Raw genomic sequence first — 19,924 nt, 5'->3', positions numbered from 1 at the left:
TCAACCACAATTCGGCGCGAGATCTCCTCGAATGAGGAGGGCGCCTCGGTTAAGACGCCCGCGTTCTGAACCCTTCCCCTCGGCCCCTCTCTCCCAGAGATTCCATGCTCACCCTGCGTGGTGCCCCCGCCCTCTCCGAGTTCCGTCTGGCCAAGCTGCTCGCTCTCTGTCGTGAGCGCGAGCCCTCCGTGGGCTCCGTCTATGCCGAGTTCGTGCACATCCTCGATGTCCCCGCGGCCCTGTCCGCCTCCGAGCGCTCCTTGGTGGACAAGCTACTGGAGTACGGTCCCCGGCTCGCCCGGAAGGAGCCGCGGGGCAGCCTCCAGCTCGTCATCCCCCGGCCCGGGACGATCTCCCCCTGGTCCTCCAAGGCCACCGACATCTTCCAGAACTGTGGCTTGCTCGGTGTGCGGCGTATCGAGCGTGCCATCGCCTATTGGATCGCCGACGAGGCGGGCAATGCCCTGCCTCCCGGGTCGCTCGCCCGGGTGCAACCGGTGCTGCACGACCGGATGACACAGGCGGTGGTGGGGCGCGAGGAGGACGCGGCCATCCTCTTCTCCGCGCACACGCCCCGGTCCTTCACCCGGGTGGGGGTGCTCGCGGGAGGCCGGGAGGCGCTCGTCACCGCCAACCGCGCGCTGGGCCTGGCGCTGGCGGAGGATGAGATCGACTACCTGGTGGCGCGCTTCACCGAGCTGAAGCGAGACCCCACCGACGTCGAGCTGATGATGTTCGCCCAGGCCAACAGCGAGCACTGCCGGCACAAGATCTTCAACGCTTCGTGGACGGTGGATGGGGTGGCGCAGGAGCGCTCGCTCTTCCAGTCCATCAAGAACACCTACGCGGCACACCCCGAGGGCGTGCTGTCGGCGTACAAGGACAACGCGGCGGTGATGGAGGGCTTCGAGGTGGAGCGCCTCTTTCCGGATCCCGACAGCGGGGAGTACCGCTTCCACCGCGAGCCCACGCACATCCTGATGAAGGTGGAGACGCACAACCATCCCACCGCCATCTCCCCCCATCCGGGGGCCTCCACGGGCGCGGGCGGAGAAATCCGCGACGAGGGCGCCACCGGGCGGGGCGCCAGGCCCAAGGCGGGCCTGAGTGGCTTCTCCGTGTCGAACCTGCGCATCCCCGGCCACGAGCAGCCGTGGGAGACGCCCTATGGGAAGCCCGAGCGCATCGTGTCCGCGCTCGACATCATGATCGACGGGCCCCTGGGCGGCGCCGCCTTCAACAACGAGTTCGGCCGGCCCAACCTGTGCGGCTACTTCCGCAGCTTCGAGATGCAGGTGCCCACGCCCGAGGGCGTGGAGGTGCGCGGCTACCACAAGCCCATCATGATCGCCGGCGGCCTGGGCAACATCCGGGCGGGGCACGTGCGCAAGGGCACGCTCCAGCCGGGGGACAAGATCGTCGTGCTGGGCGGCCCGGCGATGCTCATCGGCCTGGGCGGCGGCGCGGCGTCCTCGATGGCGCAGGGCTCGAGCGCGGCGGACCTCGATTTCGCCTCGGTGCAGCGCGACAACCCGGAGATGGAGCGGCGCTGCCAGGAGGTCATCGATCAGTGCTGGGCCCAGGGGGAGAAGAACCCCATCCGCTCCATCCACGACGTGGGGGCGGGCGGCCTGTCCAACGCGGTGCCGGAGCTCATCCACGACAATGACCTGGGTGGACGCTTCGAGCTGCGCGAGGTGCCCAACGCCGAGCCGGGCATGTCGCCGGTGGAGATCTGGTGCAACGAGGCGCAGGAGCGCTACGTGCTGGCGATCGCGCCGGAGGATCTCCCGCGCTTCACGGCCCTGTGCGAGCGCGAGCGCGCGCCCTTCGCGGTGCTGGGCGAGGCCACGGCCGAGCAGGTGCTGACGGTGGGGGACAAGCAGTTCGGCAACGCGCCCATCGACCTCCCGATGGACGTGCTGTTCGGCAAGCCCCCGCGCATGCACCGGGACGTGAAGTCGCGTCCGCTCGCGCACGCGGAGCTGAAGCTGGACGCGCCGGTGAAGGAGCTGCTCTCCCGGGTGCTCGCGCACCCCACGGTGGCGGACAAGGGCTTCCTCATCACGATTGGTGATCGGACGGTGTCGGGCCTGACGGCGAGGGATCAGCTGGTGGGCCCGTGGCAGGTGCCGGTGGCGGACTGCGCGGTGACGCTGTCGGCGCACGCGGGCTACACGGGCGAGGCCATGGCGGTGGGCGAGCGCACCCCGGTGGCGCTCATCGACGCGGCGGCCTCGGCGCGCATGGCGGTGGGCGAGGCCGTCACCAACATCGCCGCGGCGCGCGTGGCCCAGCTCGGCAACGTGAAGCTGTCGGCCAACTGGATGGCGGCCGCGGGCAGCCCGGGCGAGGACGCCAACCTCTACGCCGCGGTGAAGGCGGTGGGCATGGAGCTGTGCCCGGCGCTCGGCCTCACCATCCCCGTGGGCAAGGACTCCATGTCCATGCGCACCGTCTGGGAGGAGCAGGGCCAGCGCAAGGCGGTGACGGCGCCCCTGTCGCTCATCGTGTCGGCCTTCGCGCCGGTGCTGGACGTGCGCCACTCGCTCACCCCCCAGCTGCGCGATCCGGGCGCGGACACCCGGCTGGTGTTCGTGGACCTGGCGGCGGGCCGGCAGCGGCTGGGTGGCTCGGTGCTCGCCCAGGCGTACTCCCAGGTGGGCCCGCGCTGCCCGGACGTGGACGACCCCGAGTCCCTCAAGGGCTTCTTCGCCGCGGTGCAGGCGCTCAACGACACGGGCACGCTGCTCGCCTACCATGACCGCTCCGACGGCGGGTTGATCACCACGCTGGTGGAGATGGCCTTCGCCGGACACTGCGGCTTCGAGGTGGACGTGACGGGCCTGGGGGCGGACGCGGTCGCGGCGCTCTTCAACGAGGAGCTGGGCGCGATCCTCCAGGTGCGGGTGGCGGATCTCCCCCGGGTGCGCGAGGTGATGAAGCTGCACGGGCTGGAGGCGCACTGCCACGAGCTGGGCCGCCCCCACACGGCCCTGACGGCCCGGGTGCGCCACGGGGAGCGGGTGCTGCTGGAGGAGGACGTGATGGGGCTGCGCGCGGTGTGGTCGCGCGTCAGCTACGAGATGCAGAAGCTGCGCGACAACCCGCGCTGTGCCGAGCAGGAGTACGCCGCCAGGTGCGACCCGGCGGATCCGGGCCTGTCCGCGCGGCTCACGTTCTCGCCCTCGGAGGACATGGCGGCGCCGTTCATCGCCAAGGGGGCGCGGCCCCGGGTGGCCATCCTGCGCGAGCAGGGGGTGAACAGCCAGTTGGAGATGGCGCGGGCCTTCGTGCGCGCGGGCTTCAGCGCGGTGGACGTGCACATGAGCGATCTGCTCACCGGGAGGGTGTCGCTGAAGGACTTCACGGGCCTGGCGGCGTGCGGCGGCTTCTCGTACGGAGACGTGCTGGGGGCGGGAGGCGGCTGGGCTCGCTCCATCCTGTTCAACGCGCGTGCCCGGGACGAGTTCGCCGCGTTCTTCGCGCGTGCGGGCACCTTCAGCCTGGGCATCTGCAACGGCTGCCAGATGATGGCGCAGCTGCGTGAGCTGATTCCCGGGGCCGAGCACTTCCCGAACTTCGTGCGCAACGTCTCCGAGCAGTTCGAGGCGCGGCTGGTACAGGTGGAGGTGGCGCCGAGCCCCTCGCTGTTCTTCCAGGGCATGGCGGGCAGCCGCATCCCCATCGCCTCGTCGCATGGCGAGGGCCGCGCGGAGTTCTCCACCGCCGAGGAGGCGGCGCGGGTGAACGGGCTGGGCGTGGTGCCCGTGCGCTTCGTGGACAACCACGGGCGGGTGACGGAGACGTACCCGGCCAACCCGAGCGGCTCGCCGCACGGCATCGCGGGCCTGACGTCCCGGGACGGGCGGGTGACGATCATGATGCCGCACCCGGAGCGCGTGAGCCGCAGCGTGCAGTACTCGTGGTGCCCGCCGGAGTGGGGCGAGGACAGCCCGTGGATGCGGCTGTTCCGCAACGCCCGCGTGACGCTGGGCTGATGATCGGAGGGCGGTGACGGGGGCTGCTCCACCGGGCCCCCGGCTGCGTTGGCGGGGGCGGGGGGCGGGCCTCCCGCGAGGCAAGTGGGCTGGCGAGCCTCCTCCCGCTCGCTCGTGGACGACGCGGCGGGCGGAAACACGAAGGCCCGATGGGGACCGGAGTCCACATCGGGCCTTGTCTTGATGAGGCGCCACCCGGATTCGAACCGGGGAATGAGGGTTTTGCAGACCCTTGCCTTACCACTTGGCTATGGCGCCGCGAACCGTGCGTACGGCCTTATATGGACCTGAATCCGCCGGGTCAAGACAGGAGCGTGGGACCCGGGCGGTTCCGGGCTCGTGGAGCACCCAGGGCGGCTGCCTGCCTTCGGGATGGGTTTAACCGGGTCCCGGGTTGCCCCTAATAGATACCGCAACAGGAGGTTCCGGGTGGTGGATGCCCGTATGCCCTGTGCCGAGCTGTACGTGCGGCTTGGAGATGATGAGGTGCTCGTCCTCGACTGCCGCGAGCCCGAGGATTGGGCTCGCTACGGGCTCCATGTCCCCGGCGCCTTGTGGATGCCCTTCGAGGAGATTCTTCGGGATGGGGCGGTGCTGCCCGACGACGAGCTCATCGTGGTGTGTGGGTGTGCTCCGGACGGCTCCGACGCCCGCCGGGTCTGTCGGCTGCTGCGGCGCCTGGGCTTCAACGCGGTGTGCCTGGAAGGGGGTCTCCAGGGGTGGCTGAGCCAGGGGATGCCCACCGAGTGCCATCATGTCCCGCAGGTCATGGCCAGCGAGGCCTGTTGAGAATCCGGGGGTCCAGTGCACTCCCGGGCAGGGTGAAGTGCGGTGCCGATGCGTGTAAAGACGCGGGGCAACTCACGCTCCATCAAGGATGTCTCGTCATGGCCAAGCTTCGTGCCGTGCTGATCGGTGCCACCGGACTCGCCGGCCAGCAGTTCATCTCCGCGCTCAAGGATCACCCTGACATCGAACTCACGGGCCTGGCGGCCTCGCCGCGCTCGGCGGGCAAGTCCTATGTGGAAGCGTTGCGCGCCTCCAACGGGATGACGGCCTGGTTCGTCCCCGAGCCGCTCCCGGAGTCCGTCGCGAAGCTGAAGGTGATGAGCGGGGAGCAGATCAACGCCCGGGACTATGACATCGCCTTCTCGGCGGTGGAGTCGGATGTGGCCAAGGAGCTCGAGCCCCGGCTCGCCCGCGACATCCCCGTGTTCTCCGCGGCCAGCGCCTTCCGCTACGAGGCGGACGTCCCGCTGCTCATCCCCCCGGTCAATGCCTCCCATGCGCCGCTCATCCGCGCGCAGCGCAAGCAGCGGGGCTGGAAGGGCTTCATCGTCCCCATCCCCAACTGCACCACCACGGGTCTGGCCATCACCCTGGCCCCGCTCGCCGAGCACTTCGGCGTCAAGTCCGTGCTGATGACCTCGCTGCAGGCCATGTCCGGCGCGGGTCGCTCGCCGGGCGTCATCGGCCTGGACATCCTGGACAACGTCATCCCCTTCATTCCCAAGGAGGAGGAGAAGGTCCAGGTGGAGACGAAGAAGATCCTGGGCTCACTCGACGCCGGGGGCACCGCCCTGACCCCGCACGACGTGAGCGTCTCGTGCACCTGCACCCGGGTGGCGGTGATGGAGGGCCACACCGAGTCCGTCTTCGTGTCGCTCTCCCGCAAGGCCTCCGTGCAGGAAGTGGTGGCGGCGATGCGCGAGTGGCGGGGCGCCGAGGTGGCGCGCCAGCTTCCGTCGGCTCCGCCGCGCTGGATCGAGGTGCTCGACGAGCCGTTCCGGCCCCAGCCCCGCCTGGACCGGGACACCCACGGGGGCATGGCCACCACCGTGGGCCGGGTGCGCGAGGACTCGGTGTTGGAGAATGGCTTCAAATACGTGCTGGTATCCCACAACACCAAGATGGGAGCGGCCAAGGGAGCGATCCTGGTGGCCGAACTGATGCGTGCCCAGGGGCTCCTCGGATGAGGTAGAGGAGGGCACTCAATTTAGGAGTGCCTCCCCCGTGACAACCCACTACTGTGGGCGCGCACGGTCCTGTCCTATCGGAGATCTCAATGGCTTATGTAGTTGCCGAGCCTTGCATCAAGTGCAAGTACACCGACTGCGTCGAAGTCTGCCCCGTCAACTGCTTCTATGAGGGGGCCAACTTCCTGGTCATCCACCCGGACGAGTGCATCGACTGCGGTGCGTGCGAGCCCGTCTGCCCGACGAAGGCGATCTTCCCGGAGTCGGAGCTGCCCAAGGAGTGGAAGGAGTACCAGAAGATCAACGCGGACTACGCCCCCAAGTGGCCGAACATCGCCGAGAAGCGCGCGGCCCTGCCGGAGGCGGAGGAGTTCAAGGACAAGAAGGGCAAGCGCGAGCTGCTGGAGCTCAAGCCCGGCAAGTAGTCATCCGGCGGGTATCCAAGGCCCCGTGTCGTGAGACGCGGGGCCTTTGCTTTTGCCCGTGGGGGGGTGGACTCAGGCACTCGACAGGGCCTTGAGCCTCAGTCCGCGCGCGGCCAGTTCCTCCTGGATGCGGGCCAGGTTCTCCCGGGGCAGGGGTCCGCGGTGGCCCTGGATGCGCAGCGCCACCTCGCGGGGGCCCGTGCGCTCCACCTCCACCGTGGCCTCCAACGCCCCGCCCAGCCGCATCGCGAGCGCGGGCCGCTGCGAGCGCACGAACACCTCGATCTTCTCGATGAGCTCCAGGGTGGCCTGGACGCGCGTCTCCCCGGGCGAGGCGGCCCCGGCCGTCACCGGGCCCGAGCCCCCGTCCAGGCGCGTCCCGGGTGGGGTGGGGCGGGCGTCTGGCGGTTCGGCCGGGAGGACCTCCGCGCCTCGAGTCGCGGACTCCCCCTTGCCCGTCACGGGTTCCGGGGACGAGTCCCGCGCGAGCTCACGGGCGAGGAGCGCCGTCAGGCGCTGGTGGACCCGTTCCTGGTTCGTCTGGTGGGCTTCCCCCCGGACCTCCCCCAGCCGGTGGGCCTCGGCACTCAGCCCCTGGCGCACCCGTCCCAGTTGCTCGGCGCTGGCGAACGCTCCTCGGGGGGCGACCTGGAGGGTGCCGGGGACGGCACGGGCGCCGAGGCTTCCCCGGGCGAGCACTCCGGGTGAGCGCACCCCCTGAGCCCCCGGTGGCGGGCGCTTCACCGGCTCGGGCGGAGCCCTCTTCATCAGTTCCTGGAAGCGGTCCTTCTCCGGGACGGACCGGGTGGGCGGGGTGTCTTGGCGATCGTCGACCTTCATGCTCCCTCGCGGCGCTGGGGTACCTCACCGGGAGCACGAGGTGTGCCAGGGAGGGCCGCGGGGAGACTTCGCGGCGAGCCCTCTCCCGCCATGGACGGGGGACTCGCCGCCGGGATGGTGCGTGTCCCGCGGCGCCTAGCGGCGGGGCTGTCCGAAGGCCCCGGCCTGGGTGGGCGCCGCGCCCATCAGATCATTGATGGCGAAGGGGCACTGCGTCACGGAGGCGGGGTCCACCAGGGTGTTGCCCTGGGACCAGTCGCGATCCTGGAAGATGAGGGCGTCGCGCAGCTCCAGCTCGTCCACGCCCTTGGCGAAGGACCAGAAGCGCCCACGCACCATGAGCCGGGTGCCCTTGGGAATGCGGCTCAGGTCCAGGTACTGCTGGGCGGCGAGCCGGGCGGTGATGCGCACCTCGAGGGGCTTGTACTTGCTGAAGGGATCGATCTTCCCGGCGTTGGGGTCGGGCGGATACCACACCATGCGGGCCACGGCGGTGGGGGGCGGCGCTTCCTCCTCGGGCTGGCCCTTGCGCTTCTTGGGCTTCTTGGGCTGCTCCACCGTCACGTCGATGAGCCGCAGGTCACCGAAGGCCACCTGACGGTCGAGGTAGTTCTCGCGGAACATCTTCTCGGCGGAGCGCGCGGCGGTGGCGTTGGCGCGCCGGACCTCGATGTCGTAGCGCTCGCGCAGGGCCGGCAGGGTGAGGAAGAAGCTGTCGATGGGCTGAAGGCCCTCGGCCAGGAAGCGCAGCTTGCCCACGTCGATGGTGAGCACCAGCGGTCCCAGGGTGGACGCGGTCTGGAACCAGCTCTCGGGCAGCTTTCGATCAATCAGCACGCGCCGCACCATGGCCACCAGGTACGCGTTGGCCTGGAAGCGCGGGGTGCTCAGCTGGGTGTTGAGCGCCTGGGCGAGCAGGGGATCCAGGTAGAAGTTCTCATCGCGCTTGTGCAGCAGGGGCGCGGTCTCGCCGAGCAGCGTGAGCATGCCGCCGAGCAGCCGGGCGCAGTTGGCGTCGTTCGTTCCCCGAGAGAGTCCCTGGTAGAAGCCGGAGCGGAGGAAGCGGCGGTCGAAGTCCTCTTCCTTGAGGTTGGGCGCTTCGCGGTTGGCGCCGAAGAAGACTTCCGGCTGGGCCGCGGCGGGAAGAGAGCAGAGCGAGAGGACGAGTGCGAGGAGGGCGGATCGCATCACGAATCAGGTTAGCACGGCGGGGAGTACTCGTTGGGATAAGACGGAGAGTGCACCCGGGCGAGCCCGCCTTTTGGTCTGTTTGAGCCGCCGGGATTTGTGTACCTTGCTCGACGATATGTCGAACCCGGACAACCCCCAGCCGGTCACCATCGCCCAGATTCGCTCCGAGGCTGAGCTGTTCCAGGCGCTCGCCATCCGCGAGGTGGTGTTCATCGAAGAGCAGCACGTTCCCGAGGGCATCGAGCGCGATGCCGAGGATGCCAAGGCCTACCATGTGCTCGCGTTCCAGGGTGGCCACGCCATTGGGACGGGGCGTCTCGTGATGTTGGTCGAGCCTCCTCCCGGAGAGACGGGGACGTGGGCGAAGGTCGGCCGCATGGCGGTGCTCAAGGCGCACCGCAAGGCCAACGTGGGCGGAAGCCTGCTGGCGGCCCTGGAAGAGGAGGCGCGCAGCCGCGGCGTCCAGGGCATCGTGCTGAACTCGCAGCTCTACGCGCTCGAGTTCTACAAGAAGAAGGGCTACATGCCCTGGGGCGAGGTGTTCGACGAGGCGGGCATCGATCACCTGGAGATGCGCAAGAAGCTCTGAGTCTCCGCGGGGCGCCTCGACGCGCCTCGTCAGATTCTCCGGCCGCGCTCGGCGGGAGTCTGCGCGTGGCGGGGATCCTCGGGCCAGCTGTGCTTGGGGTACTTGCGGCACAGCTCCTTGCGCAGCGCGGGGTAGTGCCGCTCCCAGAAACCGGCGAGGTCGGTCGTCACCTGCACGGCGCGCATGTTGGGCGCGAGCAGGTGCAGCACGAGCGGCACCCGTCCGGCGCAGACGCTGGGCCCCTGGGCCATGCCGAAGAAGTCCTGGAGGCGGGATTCGACCCAGGGCGGCTTGCCGGGCTCGTAGTGCACCTGGGCCTGGCGGCCTCCGGGCAGGGAGACCTTCTGCGGGGCATGCTGGGACAACAGCCGGGCCTGCTCCTGGGTGAGCCGGGCCTGGAGCGCGTCGAGCAGGGACACGCCCTCCATGTCCGCGAAGCTCCGGGCCCCGGCGCACAGGGAGGCGAGCGCGTCGCGCATGAAGGTGTCGTCCACCTGGGGAAAGCCCGCCTCGGGGAAGGCCTGGGCGAGCAGCGCCACGCGGGTGCGCCAGTGCAGCAGGGCCTCGGGATCGGCGAAGCGGCCCGGGCCCGCGGCGAGCGCCTGCTCCACGAGCACGCGAGCGGTGGCCTCGGACGGGGGCGCGGGGGCGCGGGTCTCCTCGAGCACGAGGTTGCCGTAGGCCAGGCGGGTGATGCGCTCGACGCGCCGCGCCTCGGCGTTCCACTGCAGGGTGTCCACCTCCTCGAGGGCGTCGGGGTAGAGATCGAGCAGCCACTCGGGCTCCACGGAGCTGGCGAGCCGGACGATGACCCCCCGGCCGGGACGCTCCTCGATGTCCACGGCGACGAGCAACTCGGGCTCCTGGACGGCACTGGTCTCGGAGAGCTGCGCGGTGCCTCCGCCGAAGAGCAGCAGCTCGGGCGCGCGGGGCTTGCGGCGCCGGGCCACCCGGTCCGGATAGCCCGCGAGCACGCTGAGCATCAGGGCCTGCTCCTGGGCCTCGGGGGTGGAGGGCTTGGAGCCCTGTTCGCGCACGGCGCGGCGCAACTGGCGCTGGACCCGGTCCACGGCCTGCACGGCACCCGGCTCCAGGGAGAGGGACTGCACGCGGCCGGAGGCGAACTGGGCGCGCTCGGCCTGACGGAAGCGCTCGCTCAGGTCCAGCAGATCCGAGGGCCCGGCGACGACGTGGGCGGCGCGGCCCGGACCCGACATCTGGGTGCGGGCCTCTCGGCGGATGTCCCGCTCGCCCACGAGCGCGGCGAGCAGGGCCGCGTCGGCGCCGACTCCCCGCCGCTCGCCCTCGACGATGATGCGCGCCTGGCGGGGGTGGAGGGGAAAGCGCAGCAGCCGCTGGCCGATGTCGGTCACCTTGCCCTTGGGGTCCACGGCGCCCAGGCGGCGCAGCAGGGTCTCCGCGGCGTCGAGCGAAGCGGCCGGTGGGGCCTCGAAGAAGGGGAAGGCGCCCAGGTCCTGGATGCCGGCGGCGCGCAGGGCGAGCACGGTCTCGGCCAGGTCCATGCGGCGGATTTCGGGGGCGTCCTGCTCGGGACGGCCGTCGAAGTCGTGCTGGGTGTAGAGGCGCAGGCAGTGGCCGGAGCGGGTGCGGCCGGCGCGGCCGGCGCGCTGGGTGGCGGAGGCGCGGCTCACCTTGGCGAGCTTGAGGATGGGCAGGCCGGACCAGGGTGAGTGCGAGGCCACGCGCGCCAGGCCACTGTCGATGACGGCGGCGACGCCGTCGATGGTGACGGACGTTTCGGCCACGTTGGTGGAGAGGATGATCTTGCGGCGCGAGCTGCGGCGCACGGCGCGATCCTGCTCGGCGGGGGGCAGGTCTCCGTGCAGGGGGAGCAGCTCCATGCCGTGGCGCTCGGCGAACTCGGCGCAGGTGTCGCGGGCGCGGCGGATTTCGCCGGCGCCGGGGAGGAACACGAGCACGTCGCCGTCGAGGCCGTTGGCGTGCAGCCGCTTGATGCCGGAGAGCACCTGGGCATCGAGGTAGCGCTCGTCGGGGGCGGGGAGGTACTCGACGCTGACGTCGAAGCGGCGGCCCTCGGAGCGCAGGGTGGGGCACTGGCCGAGGTAGGTGCTGATGGGGGCGGCCTCGAGCGTGGCGGACATCACCACGATCTTCAGATCGGGCCGGGGGCCGAGCTGGAGCCGGCGCAGCAGGGCGAGCGAGATATCGGCGGAGAGGTGGCGCTCGTGGAACTCGTCGAGCACGACGACGGAGACGTCGCGCAGGGTGGGGTCCGACAGGAGGCGGCGGCCGAGGACGCCCTCGGTGACGAAGGACAGCCGGGTCTTGGGGCCGCGCACGTCCTCGAAGCGCACCTGGTAGCCGACGGTCTCGCCCACGCGTTCGCCGATCTCCTCGGACACGCGCTGGGCGGCGAGCCGGGTGGGGAGGCGGCGGGGTTGGAGGACGACGATCTCCTTGCCCTGGCCGATACCGGCCTCGAGCAGGGCGCGGGGCACGCGGGTCGTCTTGCCCGCGCCCGGAGGGGCCTCCAGCACGAGCGAGGAGGCGGCGCGCAGGGTGGTGACGAGCTGCGGCAGGAGCGGATCGATGGGGAGGGCGACATCGGCCATGGCCAGTTCCTCGATAACGGGGCCCGGGGCCACCGCGCTTCGGGTCTACTCCGGAGTGGGCGCCTTGGACTCGGCCTTCTTGCGGCCGCGCTTGGCAGGGGGTTTGGCGGCCTTCGGCTCGGGAGCGGGCGGGGCCTCGGGCGGCGCGGGGGCCTCGGGCTCGGAGGCGGGAGGCTCGGCGGCCACGGGGGGGACGGCAGGCTCCGGCTCTGGAGACGCGGGGAGCGGCGGGACGGGCTCGGCCGAGGACACGGCCGGTTCTGGGGCGGAGCCGGAGAGCGCCGCGAGTTCCGCCAGCTCGGCGGCGCTGGGCTCCTCGGAGTCCGGCTCACGGAGCGGAGCCTCGCTGGGCTCGGGGGTGGGCTCCAGGGACTCGGGGACCGTGAACTCACCGGACTCCACGAGCGGCAGTCCACGACCGGCGCGCTTGCGCGGCTTGGCGGCGAGGCCGGAGTTCTCGAAGGCGTCGGGGAGGGGCGCGAGGGCGGCCTCGGCGAGGCAGCGGGCCTGGCGCAGGGCGAGATCGAGCCGTTTGCCGAGCGCGATGAGTTCGGCGCGCAGGGGAGCGGCCTGCTCGTGGGGAAGCTGCACGGGGGCGAAGCAGGACTGCCAGTGGGCGTAGGCGGTGGCCACCTGCTCCAGCACGGGGCGCACGAAGGCGAAGTCGTCGCGGGCGAGGATGCGCGAGACGTAGGAGGACTTCAGCCGGCGCTCGTAGCCCGTGACGAACTCCTGGAGGGCCTCGCGGGAGGCGCGGCGCAGCTGGGGGAACTTGAGGTGGGGGAAGAGCGCCTCGATGACGGGGGCGCGGCTGCTCGCGCAGAAGGTGATGCCGGCGTGGACCTTCTCCAGGGTGTCGACCCAGGCGTTCTGGAGGGTGTAGGCGAACTCCTCGCGCACCTCCTCCAGCTCGGGCAGATCGCGCACCTTCTCGAGGACGGCCTGGGCGGGGGCGCGCTCGGTGCGGACGATCTGGAGGGCGGTGGAGAGCCACTCCTTCTCACGCTCCAGGCCCGAGCGGCCCGCGAGCAGCTCGTCGGCGGAGGCGAGGCGCGAGTCGAAGGCCTCGGCGAAACGGACGAGATCGTAGGCTTCGAGGGTGGACAGCGACATGGGAGAGGGGCCTCCAGCGGTACCTGGGCGGGGGGCCGGAGATACCACAGCCGGGGAGAGGGGGTGCCGGAAGTACCGGGGGCTCAGGGGCCGTCGAGCAGGGTGGAGAGGGCTTCGCGCGCGGTGAAATCGGCGTAGGCGTGATCGGCACCCGCGGCGAGCAGGTCCTCGGGGGAGAAGTTGCCGGTGCCCACGCCGATGCAGCGGGCGCCAATGCCCTTGGCGGCGTCGACGTCCTTGGGCGTGTCCCCGATGACGACGACCCGGCACTCCTCGAGGGGAACGCCGAGCCGGGCGGCTCCGCTCCGGGCGCCATGCCGGATGAGCTCGACGCGGTTCTCGTGGTCGCAGCCGAAGCCTCCGAAGGAGAAGCGATCATGGATGCCGACGCGGCTGAGCTTGATGCGGGCGCCCTCGCGCACGTTGCCCGTGCCGAGCCCCACGGCGACCCCGGGGCGGGACAGGGCGGCGTCCACGGCCTCGCGCATGCCGGGGTGGAGGCGGTAGGTGCGGTCATCGACGCGGAGCACCTGCTCGGCGAGGTGCTGGAGATAGGAGTCGATGACGGCGGAGATGGCCTCGGGGGTGGCCTCCACGCCGATGACGGTGAGCGCCTTGCGGACGATGGCCTGATCCGTCATCCCGGACAGGCTGATGGAGTCGCAGGCATCGCGGCGCTGGTACAGCGCATGGAAGGCGAGTTCCAGGGAGCGGCGGCCCGAGCCGCCACTGGTGATGAGGGTGCCGTCGATGTCGAAGAGGAGCACGGTGGGGCGCATGGCCTCCATCTAATGAATGCAGGGGCGTACGTGAAGCGAGGATCACCTCCGGGGGCGTTGTCGCACAGTCCCGGCGGGAGGGCGCCCGGACGCACGGGTGCTTCTCGCGGCACGGCGCGGGGAGTCAATCCCGGCGAGAGGCGGGAGTCGCGGACGTCCTCGGTGCACTCGGCGTCCCACGAGCGGAGGCGTGCCGCTATTGTTCTGGAGCCATGGCCGGACGCGTCTTCTTCTTCTTGCAGCACGCCACGTATGAGCCTGCGTTCCAGGCCGCCTCGATGGGAGTCACCGCGGCGGCCCAGGGAGACGAGGTGTATTTCGTCTTCGCCTTCGACGCCCTGCGCGCGCTGATGAGGGGCCGCTTCGGCCTGCCGCACAGCGACCGGGAGCAGGTGGAGAGCGAGCGAGCGGAGCGACTCGGAGTGCCGGTGCCCGAGCGGATGCTCGCGGAGGCGCGCGAGCTGGGAGCTCGCCTGCTGGCGTGTGACACCACGGTAAGAATCTGTGGATATACGCCCGAGGAGCTGAGGGGGACGCTGGACGAGGTGATGGAGCTGGCGTCGTTGTGGAAGCTGACGGACGGAGCACGCACCCTCACCCTTTAGGGAGGCGGTGCGTTGAGGCTGGCCGTGTGAACCTGGGAGAGGGTATTGTGGGCCCCATTTCGTGGCCGGACACATCCAGGCGCGAGGCTCTCTCTCGCGCCCGCCTTTCGAGGAGCGACTTCAACATATGCGCGCCAAGCTGACTTTTTTGCGAGCGCTGGTGGTGGGCACCCTGAGCGGTGTTCTCACCTCGGCATGCCAGACCTATGACTTCGAGCCGGTGGAGCCGCTCGCCATCTCGCAGACGACGGAGACACGGACCATCGAGGCGCGGGCTCGCAAGCCCAACCTGATGCTGCTGGTGGACACGTCCGGCTCCATGATGGATCCGGTGAACGCCAGCCTGCCGGCGTGCACGGTCAGCGGGAAGGTGTGTGGAGAGCAAAATCCCTGCGACGTCACCAGGTGCCCCACGCGCTGGAGCGATCTGCAGGATGCGATGTCGTCCTTCCTCACGGAGAGCGGGACGATCGCGCGCATCGGCCTCGCCACCTATCCGGACCCGAACAACGGCTTCATCGGCTGTGGGGCGACCACCTCCCTGAAGGTTCCCTTTCCGACGGGTGACCAGGAGGACGATGTCACGCTGAAGACGATCGCCGACAAGGCGAAGGCCGAGCTGCTGGCCATCAAGAACTCCCCCGCCGGAAACGCGGTGACGCCGACGGGCGGCACGCCCACCAGTGAGAGCTTGAAGTTCCTGGCGGGGCTGAACGAGCTGCAGGGGACGGAGCGCGCCGACTTCGTGGTGCTTCTCACGGACGGTCTGCCCAACTGCAACGAGAGCTATCCGAACCCCGCTCCGTCCGCGGACTGCTACTGCATCCTGTCGAACTGCTCGACCGAGTATGGGACGGAACGGATTGGCTGCCTCGACACGAATCCCTCCGTGGCCGCGGTGAGGGCGCTGCGCAGCGACGACACCAAGCGGGACATCCAGACGATCGTCATCGGCTTCGGCACGGACTTCAAGGCCAACACCGAGAAGGGACGTCGGGGCGCGGCGACGCTCAACGGCATGGCCGAGGCGGGTGGATTCGTGCGCGAGTGCACGACGAACGCGGATTGCGGCACGGATGACACCTGCACCGCCGGCAGGTGCAGCCGCCGCTTCTTCCAGGCGGAGAACAAGGACCAGCTGTCGGATGCGCTCCGGAAGATTGCCGAGAAGGTCATCGCCGAGGCACCGTGCGAGCTGCGCATCGACCCCGCCGAGCGGCCCACCTCCGAGGAGCTGATGGTGGTCTATCTCAACGGGGAGCGGCTGTCGCCCGGGCCGGATACGTGGACGATGAAGGAGCCGGGCATCGTGTTCCAGGGCTCCACGTGCGCTCGCATCGAGGCGTCCTCTCCGTCGAACCGCGCGAACATCGAGGTTCGCGCCGTCCAGAGGCGGTAGTTCCCAGGGGTGGCTTTACGTGGTGAGGGGGCGGGGCTATGTCTGCGCCGCCTCCGGCCCGGCCCCCATGAAGATCACCCTCCTCTCGCGCTCCGCCTCCATTTCATCCACCAAGCGTCTGGTCGAGGCCGGACGCGCGAGAGGGCATCAGGTGCGTGTGCTCAACCCGGTGCGGGTGGAGATGCACCTGGATGGGCGGCGCGCCAACCTGTACTACCGGCGCCGCAAGCTGTCGCCCTGCGACGTGGTCATTCCGCGCATCGCGCAGTCCATCAACAACTACGGCCTGGCGGTGGTGAACCAGTTCGCGATGGGCGGGGTTCCGCTGGTGAACACGGCGCGCGCCATCTCCGAGTCGCGCAACAAGATGCGCTCGCTGCAGTTGCTGTCGGCCAATGGCATCGACATCCCGGCGACGGTGATGGCGCGGGACGCGGCGGACCTGAAGGCCATGGTGGGGCTGGTGGGGGGCGTGCCGGTCCTGGTGAAGCTGCTGCAGGGCCAGGAGAAGCGCGGGGTGATGGTGTGCGAGAGCCTCCAGTCCCTGGAAGCCGCGCTCGAGGCCATCCTGGGCCTGGGACACAACCTCATCGTCCAGCAGTACGTGCAGCACTCGGGCAAGGACGTGCGGGTGCTGGTGGTCGGGGGGCGGGCGGTGGCGGCGGTACGGCGCCGGCCACGGGTGGGGCGGCTTTCCTACACGCTCAACCGGGGCGCGCGGCTGGAGGCGCTGCAATTGACCGAGTCCCAGCGGGTGGCGGCGGAGCGGACGGCCATGCTGGTGGGGCTGGAGGTCGCGGCGGTGGATCTGCTCGACGTGCCAGAGGGCCCCCCCAAGGTGTTCGAGGTCAACAGCTCGCCAGCCCTCGCGGAGATGGAGTCGGCCACGGGGCAGGACCTGGCCCGCATCATCATCGAGCGCGCCGAGCAACTGGCGGCGGGGAACTCCGGGGTGGAGTCCTCCGAGGCGCGGTCGACGGCCGTGCCGCGGCGCAAGCGGGCATCCAAGGCCGAGGGTTGAACCATAAAGAGGCCTGCGAGCGGGGGAGGGTGGGTGATATAGGGGCGGCGCTGGACAGCCCAGGAGACCACGCCATGCCGCACATCCGACCCCTCAGCACCCTGGCCGCCGCGGTGGTGGCCCTCGCCTGCACCCAGGGCCACGCCGAAGCCCCCGTGGATCCCGCCACGCTCTACGAGGTGAGCACCGCGGGCTCGTCCACGCAGCTCAAGACGGGTGGGCAGGGCACGTTCGTGCTGGCCATCAAGAGCAAGCCGGGCGCGCATGTGTCCGACGAGGCGCCGCTGAAGCTGGAGCTCGAGGGGGCGCAACTCTCCTTCACCCAGAAGACGCTCGCGTTGAAGGACTCGGTGGCGAAGAAGGTCGAGGGACAGGCCTTCGTGGATCCCCGCTTCGAGGTGCCGTTCACGGCGACGGCTGTCGGCAAGGGCACGGTGGAGGCGAAGCTCACCTTCTTCATCTGCACGGAGCAGTTGTGTGCCCGGCAGAAGAAGACGTTCTCCGTGCCCGTCGAGGTTCTCTAGCCCGTGGTGCGCCAGCGTCCGTCGTCGAGGGGCAGTGAGCGGGGCACGGAGCGCGAGCGCGCCGAGCAGCGCCACGTCTACGGAGTGAATCCGGTCCTCGAGTCGCTCCGTGCCCATGCCCAGAGGGTGGAGCGGCTCTTCATCACCGAGGGACAGCTGGCGGCGAAGGCCGCGGCGGAGATACTCAGCCGCGCCCGGGAGGCGGGGATCCGGGTGGAGCGGGTGCCACGCGAGCGCCTGGCGGCGATGGCCGAGGGCGGCGTGCACCAGGGCGTGGTGGCCGAGCTCCGGGGGTTCGAGTACGCGGAGTTCTCCGAGTTGCTCGAGTCAGCCGCCCGGAGCGAGCGGCCGGCCCTGTGGGTGGTGCTGGACGGCATCCAGGATCCGCACAACTTCGGGGCCATCATCCGCTCGGCGCATGCGTTGGGGGCGCATGGGGTGGTCATCGCGAAGGACCGGGCGGTTCCCGTGACGGGCGTGGTGGCCAAGGCCTCCGCGGGGGCGGTGGAGCACTGCCCCATCGCGCGGGTGGTCAACCTGTCGCGGACCCTGGAGGAGTTGAAGGAAGCGGGCGTGTGGATCGCCGCGGCCGACCCCCACTCGAAGATCCCCTTGTGGAGCGCGCGGCTGGATGGGCCCTTGGCGGTCGTGGTGGGGGCCGAGGGGGCGGGGGTTCGCCCCGGCGTCCTCGAGCACTGCGACTTCCGCCTGCAGATTCCGATGCTGGGCCAGGTGGGCTCGCTGAATGCGTCGGTTTCGGCGGCGATTCTGCTATACGAGGCCGCCCGCCAGCGGGGCAGCGCGCGCCCGGGTGCCACGAAGTAAACTCCCCGGCGCAAACTGCTTGACTTGGATGGCGGGGGCCTCTACAAGGGCGCCCCTCGACGGGGACGGCAGGTGGCTCCCCGGCGAATGGACGGGCGGGTCGGGGAAGCAGCCGGGCAGTGCCGCATGCCGGTGTAGCTCAGTCGGTAGAGCAACTGATTTGTAATCAGTAGGTCGCGGGTTCAAATCCCGCCGCCGGCCAGGGATGAGGGGCCGCGGGTGAGGGCCCGGAAGCAGAAGAAAGCAGTAGGAAGAAACGGTGGTTCTGCGGTAGTTGAAGAGCGGTACGGAGGGGTACCCAAGCGGCCAAAGGGAGCAGACTGTAAATCTGCCGGTTCACGCCTTCGTTGGTTCGAATCCAACCCCCTCCACTCAGAATCGCGGGAATAGCTCAGTTGGTAGAGCGTCAGCCTTCCAAGCTGAATGTCGTGGGTTCGAATCCCATTTCCCGCTCCAGTTGTTGCAGTCGCAAATACAAGCCCTGATAGCTCAGTTGGCAGAGCGCATCCTTGGTAAGGATGAGGTCACCAGTTCAATCCTGGTTCAGGGCTCCATTTTTCGAGGTGCGTTATGTCCAAGGAGAAGTTCGACAGAAGCTTGCCGCACGTCAACATCGGCACCATCGGCCACGTTGACCACGGCAAGACGTCCCTCACGGCGGCCATCACCAAGGTGCTGGCGAAGACGGGCGGCGCGACGTTCCTCGCGTACGACCAGATCGACAAGGCCCCCGAGGAGCGCGAGCGCGGCATCACCATCTCCACGGCGCACGTGGAGTACAAGACGAAGAACCGGCACTACGCCCACGTGGACTGCCCGGGGCACGCCGACTACGTCAAGAACATGATCACGGGCGCGGCGCAGATGGACGGCGCCATCCTGGTGGTGTCGGCGGCGGACGGCCCGATGCCCCAGACGCGCGAGCACATCCTGCTGGCGCGCCAGGTGGGCGTGCCCTACATCGTGGTCTTCCTGAACAAGGTGGACCTGCTGGACGACCCCGAGCTGCGCGAGCTCGTGGAGATGGAGGTGCGCGACCTGCTCAAGAAGTACGAGTTCCCGGGCGACACCATCCCCATCGTGCCGGGCAGCGCCGTCAAGGCGCTCGAGGGTGACACCTCGGAGATTGGCGAGCCGGCCATCCTGAAGCTGATGGAGGCGGTGGACAGCTACATCCCCACGCCGCAGCGCGCCACGGACAAGCCCTTCCTGATGCCGGTGGAGGACGTGTTCTCCATCGCCGGCCGTGGAACGGTGGCCACCGGCCGCGTGGAGCGCGGCATCATCAAGGTGGGCGAGGAAGTGGAAGTGGTGGGTCTGCGCGCCACGCAGAAGACGGTGGTGACGGGCGTGGAGATGTTCCGCAAGCTGCTGGACGAGGGCCGGGCGGGCGACAACATCGGCGCGCTGGTGCGTGGTCTGAAGCGCGAGGACATGGAGCGTGGGCAGGTGCTGGCCAAGCCGGGCTCCATCACCCCGCACACCAAGTTCAAGGCTCAGATCTACGTGCTGAGCAAGGAAGAGGGCGGCCGCCACACCCCGTTCTTCAAGGGCTACCGTCCCCAGTTCTACTTCCGCACCACGGACGTGACGGGCACGGTGAAGCTGCCGGAGAACGTGGAGATGGTGATGCCGGGCGACAACGTGGCGATCGAGGTGGAGCTGATCACCCCGGTGGCCATGGAGAAGGAGCTGCGCTTCGCGGTGCGTGAGGGTGGCCGCACGGTGGGCGCCGGCGTGGTCGCCGAGATCATCGCCTAGTTGGCTGGCGGGCTTTCCGCCCGCCTCTCCAGTGAGTCAACCCCGAGGGGAAGCTGTTCGCGCAGCCTTCCCCTCGTGCTTATCGAGTCCAAGCCATGCCCAAGGGTAACCGCAGCATCATTTCGCTCGAGTGCACGACCTGCAAGGAGCGGAATTACTTCACGACCAAGAACAAGCGGAAGAGCCAGGACAAGCTCGAGCTGAGCAAGTACTGCCCCCGCGAGCGCAAGCATACCGTCCATAAGGAAGGTAAGGTCTAGGTCGGTTGTTTTGGTCGGGTG

At 69.8% G+C, this 19,924-nt stretch carries 17 protein-coding genes and 5 tRNA genes; 16 read left to right on the top strand and 6 right to left on the bottom strand.

What is annotated here, in order from left to right; genetic code table 11:
- Window positions 1-104 precede the first annotated feature (104 nt).
- The gene (gene purL / locus CYFUS_RS31935; protein ID WP_095988656.1) at window positions 105-4,001 is read left to right on the top strand and encodes a phosphoribosylformylglycinamidine synthase; all 3,897 of its coding nucleotides are present in this window, start codon (window positions 105-107) and stop codon (window positions 3,999-4,001) included.
- Window positions 4,002-4,187: 186 nt separating this feature from the next.
- Here the strand turns inward: purL and CYFUS_RS31930 are convergent.
- Window positions 4,188-4,259, bottom strand: a tRNA-Cys gene (locus tag CYFUS_RS31930).
- Window positions 4,260-4,445: 186 nt separating this feature from the next.
- On the opposite strand from CYFUS_RS31930, the gene CYFUS_RS31925 reads away from it, so the two are divergent.
- The 3 genes from CYFUS_RS31925 (at window position 4,446) to fdxA (ending at window position 6,402) form a co-directional block, all read left to right on the top strand.
- The gene (locus CYFUS_RS31925; protein WP_420042716.1) at window positions 4,446-4,790 is read left to right on the top strand and encodes a rhodanese-like domain-containing protein; all 345 of its coding nucleotides are present in this window, start codon (window positions 4,446-4,448) and stop codon (window positions 4,788-4,790) included.
- Window positions 4,791-4,888: 98 nt separating this feature from the next.
- Window positions 4,889-5,977: an aspartate-semialdehyde dehydrogenase gene (gene asd, locus CYFUS_RS31920; protein ID WP_095988654.1), complete on the top strand. Its 1,089-nt coding sequence runs from the start codon at window positions 4,889-4,891 to the stop codon at window positions 5,975-5,977.
- 89 nt (window positions 5,978-6,066) lie between these two features.
- Entirely contained in the window at window positions 6,067-6,402 is a 336-nt protein-coding gene (gene fdxA / locus CYFUS_RS31915) for a ferredoxin FdxA (protein WP_095988653.1), read from the top strand.
- A gap of 72 nt (window positions 6,403-6,474) precedes the next feature.
- Here the strand turns inward: fdxA and CYFUS_RS31910 are convergent, their stop codons facing one another.
- Window positions 6,475-7,242, bottom strand: a complete 768-nt coding sequence (locus CYFUS_RS31910; RefSeq protein WP_095988652.1) for a hypothetical protein — start codon at window positions 7,240-7,242, stop codon at window positions 6,475-6,477.
- A 135-nt stretch (window positions 7,243-7,377) separates the two neighbouring features.
- The gene (locus CYFUS_RS31905) at window positions 7,378-8,430 is read right to left on the bottom strand and encodes a hypothetical protein (RefSeq protein WP_095988651.1); all 1,053 of its coding nucleotides are present in this window, start codon (window positions 8,428-8,430) and stop codon (window positions 7,378-7,380) included.
- A 118-nt stretch (window positions 8,431-8,548) separates the two neighbouring features.
- On the opposite strand from CYFUS_RS31905, the gene CYFUS_RS31900 reads away from it, so the two are divergent.
- Window positions 8,549-9,022 (top strand): GNAT family N-acetyltransferase, encoded by a 474-nt coding sequence (locus tag CYFUS_RS31900; protein ID WP_095988650.1) that lies wholly within the window; start codon window positions 8,549-8,551, stop codon window positions 9,020-9,022.
- A gap of 29 nt (window positions 9,023-9,051) precedes the next feature.
- Here CYFUS_RS31900 and hrpB read toward each other — a convergent pair whose 3' ends face one another.
- The 3 genes from hrpB to CYFUS_RS31885 all read right to left on the bottom strand — a co-directional run bounded on the left by hrpB (window position 9,052) and on the right by CYFUS_RS31885 (window position 13,517).
- The gene (gene hrpB / locus CYFUS_RS31895) at window positions 9,052-11,616 is read right to left on the bottom strand and encodes an ATP-dependent helicase HrpB (RefSeq protein ID WP_095988649.1); all 2,565 of its coding nucleotides are present in this window, start codon (window positions 11,614-11,616) and stop codon (window positions 9,052-9,054) included.
- A gap of 45 nt (window positions 11,617-11,661) precedes the next feature.
- Entirely contained in the window at window positions 11,662-12,729 is a 1,068-nt protein-coding gene (locus tag CYFUS_RS54080) for a hypothetical protein (RefSeq protein ID WP_095988648.1), read from the bottom strand.
- Window positions 12,730-12,812: 83 nt separating this feature from the next.
- Window positions 12,813-13,517 carry an HAD family hydrolase gene (locus CYFUS_RS31885; protein ID WP_095988647.1) on the bottom strand — a complete coding sequence of 235 codons (705 nt, stop codon included), beginning with the start codon at window positions 13,515-13,517 and terminating at the stop codon, window positions 12,813-12,815.
- Window positions 13,518-13,720: 203 nt separating this feature from the next.
- Here CYFUS_RS31885 and CYFUS_RS31880 point away from each other — a divergent pair, with 203 nt between their 5' ends.
- The 11 genes from CYFUS_RS31880 to rpmG all read left to right on the top strand — a co-directional run bounded on the left by CYFUS_RS31880 (window position 13,721) and on the right by rpmG (window position 19,903).
- On the top strand, window positions 13,721-14,113 hold the full coding sequence (locus CYFUS_RS31880) for a DsrE family protein (protein WP_095988646.1): 393 nt from the start codon (window positions 13,721-13,723) through the stop codon (window positions 14,111-14,113).
- A gap of 127 nt (window positions 14,114-14,240) precedes the next feature.
- Window positions 14,241-15,512, top strand: coding sequence for an adventurous gliding motility lipoprotein CglB (gene cglB, locus CYFUS_RS31875; RefSeq protein WP_095988645.1), 1,272 nt, complete (start codon window positions 14,241-14,243; stop codon window positions 15,510-15,512).
- Between the two features lie 67 nt (window positions 15,513-15,579).
- Window positions 15,580-16,533, top strand: a complete 954-nt coding sequence (locus CYFUS_RS31870; RefSeq protein ID WP_095988644.1) for an ATP-grasp domain-containing protein — start codon at window positions 15,580-15,582, stop codon at window positions 16,531-16,533.
- 74 nt (window positions 16,534-16,607) lie between these two features.
- The gene (locus CYFUS_RS31865) at window positions 16,608-17,057 is read left to right on the top strand and encodes a hypothetical protein (RefSeq protein WP_095988643.1); all 450 of its coding nucleotides are present in this window, start codon (window positions 16,608-16,610) and stop codon (window positions 17,055-17,057) included.
- A 6-nt stretch (window positions 17,058-17,063) separates the two neighbouring features.
- Window positions 17,064-17,882 carry a 23S rRNA (guanosine(2251)-2'-O)-methyltransferase RlmB gene (rlmB, locus tag CYFUS_RS31860; RefSeq protein WP_095992354.1) on the top strand — a complete coding sequence of 273 codons (819 nt, stop codon included), beginning with the start codon at window positions 17,064-17,066 and terminating at the stop codon, window positions 17,880-17,882.
- A gap of 128 nt (window positions 17,883-18,010) precedes the next feature.
- Window positions 18,011-18,083: transfer RNA gene (locus CYFUS_RS31855), tRNA-Thr, on the top strand.
- A gap of 87 nt (window positions 18,084-18,170) precedes the next feature.
- Window positions 18,171-18,253, top strand: a tRNA-Tyr gene (locus CYFUS_RS31850).
- A 9-nt stretch (window positions 18,254-18,262) separates the two neighbouring features.
- A tRNA-Gly gene (locus tag CYFUS_RS31845) sits at window positions 18,263-18,338 on the top strand.
- A 22-nt stretch (window positions 18,339-18,360) separates the two neighbouring features.
- Window positions 18,361-18,436 (top strand) — tRNA-Thr (locus CYFUS_RS31840).
- 16 nt (window positions 18,437-18,452) lie between these two features.
- Window positions 18,453-19,643 (top strand): elongation factor Tu, encoded by a 1,191-nt coding sequence (gene tuf / locus CYFUS_RS31835; protein ID WP_071900191.1) that lies wholly within the window; start codon window positions 18,453-18,455, stop codon window positions 19,641-19,643.
- A gap of 95 nt (window positions 19,644-19,738) precedes the next feature.
- Window positions 19,739-19,903, top strand: a complete 165-nt coding sequence (gene rpmG, locus CYFUS_RS31830) for a 50S ribosomal protein L33 (RefSeq protein ID WP_002628232.1) — start codon at window positions 19,739-19,741, stop codon at window positions 19,901-19,903.
- Window positions 19,904-19,924: the final 21 nt, after the last annotated feature.

The organism is Cystobacter fuscus (genome assembly GCF_002305875.1).
Classification (GTDB): domain Bacteria; phylum Myxococcota; class Myxococcia; order Myxococcales; family Myxococcaceae; genus Cystobacter; species Cystobacter fuscus_A.
Note: the sequence above shows the minus strand (reverse complement) of the source record. Positions and strands in the feature narration are given on the sequence as shown.

What these genes read in the sequence shown, in the direction of transcription:
- CYFUS_RS31910 (WP_095988652.1), bottom strand. Translation starts at nt 7,242, where the DNA reads ATGAAGGTCGACGATCGCCAAGACACCCCGCCCACCCGGTCCGTCCCG.
- CYFUS_RS31900 (WP_095988650.1), top strand. Translation starts at nt 8,549, where the DNA reads ATGTCGAACCCGGACAACCCCCAGCCGGTCACCATCGCCCAGATTCGC.
- rpmG (WP_002628232.1), top strand. Translation starts at nt 19,739, where the DNA reads ATGCCCAAGGGTAACCGCAGCATCATTTCGCTCGAGTGCACGACCTGC.
- cglB (WP_095988645.1), top strand. Translation starts at nt 14,241, where the DNA reads ATGCGCGCCAAGCTGACTTTTTTGCGAGCGCTGGTGGTGGGCACCCTG.
- CYFUS_RS31870 (WP_095988644.1), top strand. Translation starts at nt 15,580, where the DNA reads ATGAAGATCACCCTCCTCTCGCGCTCCGCCTCCATTTCATCCACCAAG.
- fdxA (WP_095988653.1), top strand. Translation starts at nt 6,067, where the DNA reads ATGGCTTATGTAGTTGCCGAGCCTTGCATCAAGTGCAAGTACACCGAC.
- CYFUS_RS31865 (WP_095988643.1), top strand. Translation starts at nt 16,608, where the DNA reads ATGCCGCACATCCGACCCCTCAGCACCCTGGCCGCCGCGGTGGTGGCC.
- CYFUS_RS31925 (WP_420042716.1), top strand. Translation starts at nt 4,446, where the DNA reads ATGCCCTGTGCCGAGCTGTACGTGCGGCTTGGAGATGATGAGGTGCTC.
- CYFUS_RS31885 (WP_095988647.1), bottom strand. Translation starts at nt 13,517, where the DNA reads ATGGAGGCCATGCGCCCCACCGTGCTCCTCTTCGACATCGACGGCACC.
- hrpB (WP_095988649.1), bottom strand. Translation starts at nt 11,616, where the DNA reads ATGGCCGATGTCGCCCTCCCCATCGATCCGCTCCTGCCGCAGCTCGTC.
- asd (WP_095988654.1), top strand. Translation starts at nt 4,889, where the DNA reads ATGGCCAAGCTTCGTGCCGTGCTGATCGGTGCCACCGGACTCGCCGGC.
- CYFUS_RS54080 (WP_095988648.1), bottom strand. Translation starts at nt 12,729, where the DNA reads ATGTCGCTGTCCACCCTCGAAGCCTACGATCTCGTCCGTTTCGCCGAG.
- tuf (WP_071900191.1), top strand. Translation starts at nt 18,453, where the DNA reads ATGTCCAAGGAGAAGTTCGACAGAAGCTTGCCGCACGTCAACATCGGC.
- CYFUS_RS31880 (WP_095988646.1), top strand. Translation starts at nt 13,721, where the DNA reads ATGGCCGGACGCGTCTTCTTCTTCTTGCAGCACGCCACGTATGAGCCT.
- purL (WP_095988656.1), top strand. Translation starts at nt 105, where the DNA reads ATGCTCACCCTGCGTGGTGCCCCCGCCCTCTCCGAGTTCCGTCTGGCC.
- CYFUS_RS31905 (WP_095988651.1), bottom strand. Translation starts at nt 8,430, where the DNA reads ATGCGATCCGCCCTCCTCGCACTCGTCCTCTCGCTCTGCTCTCTTCCC.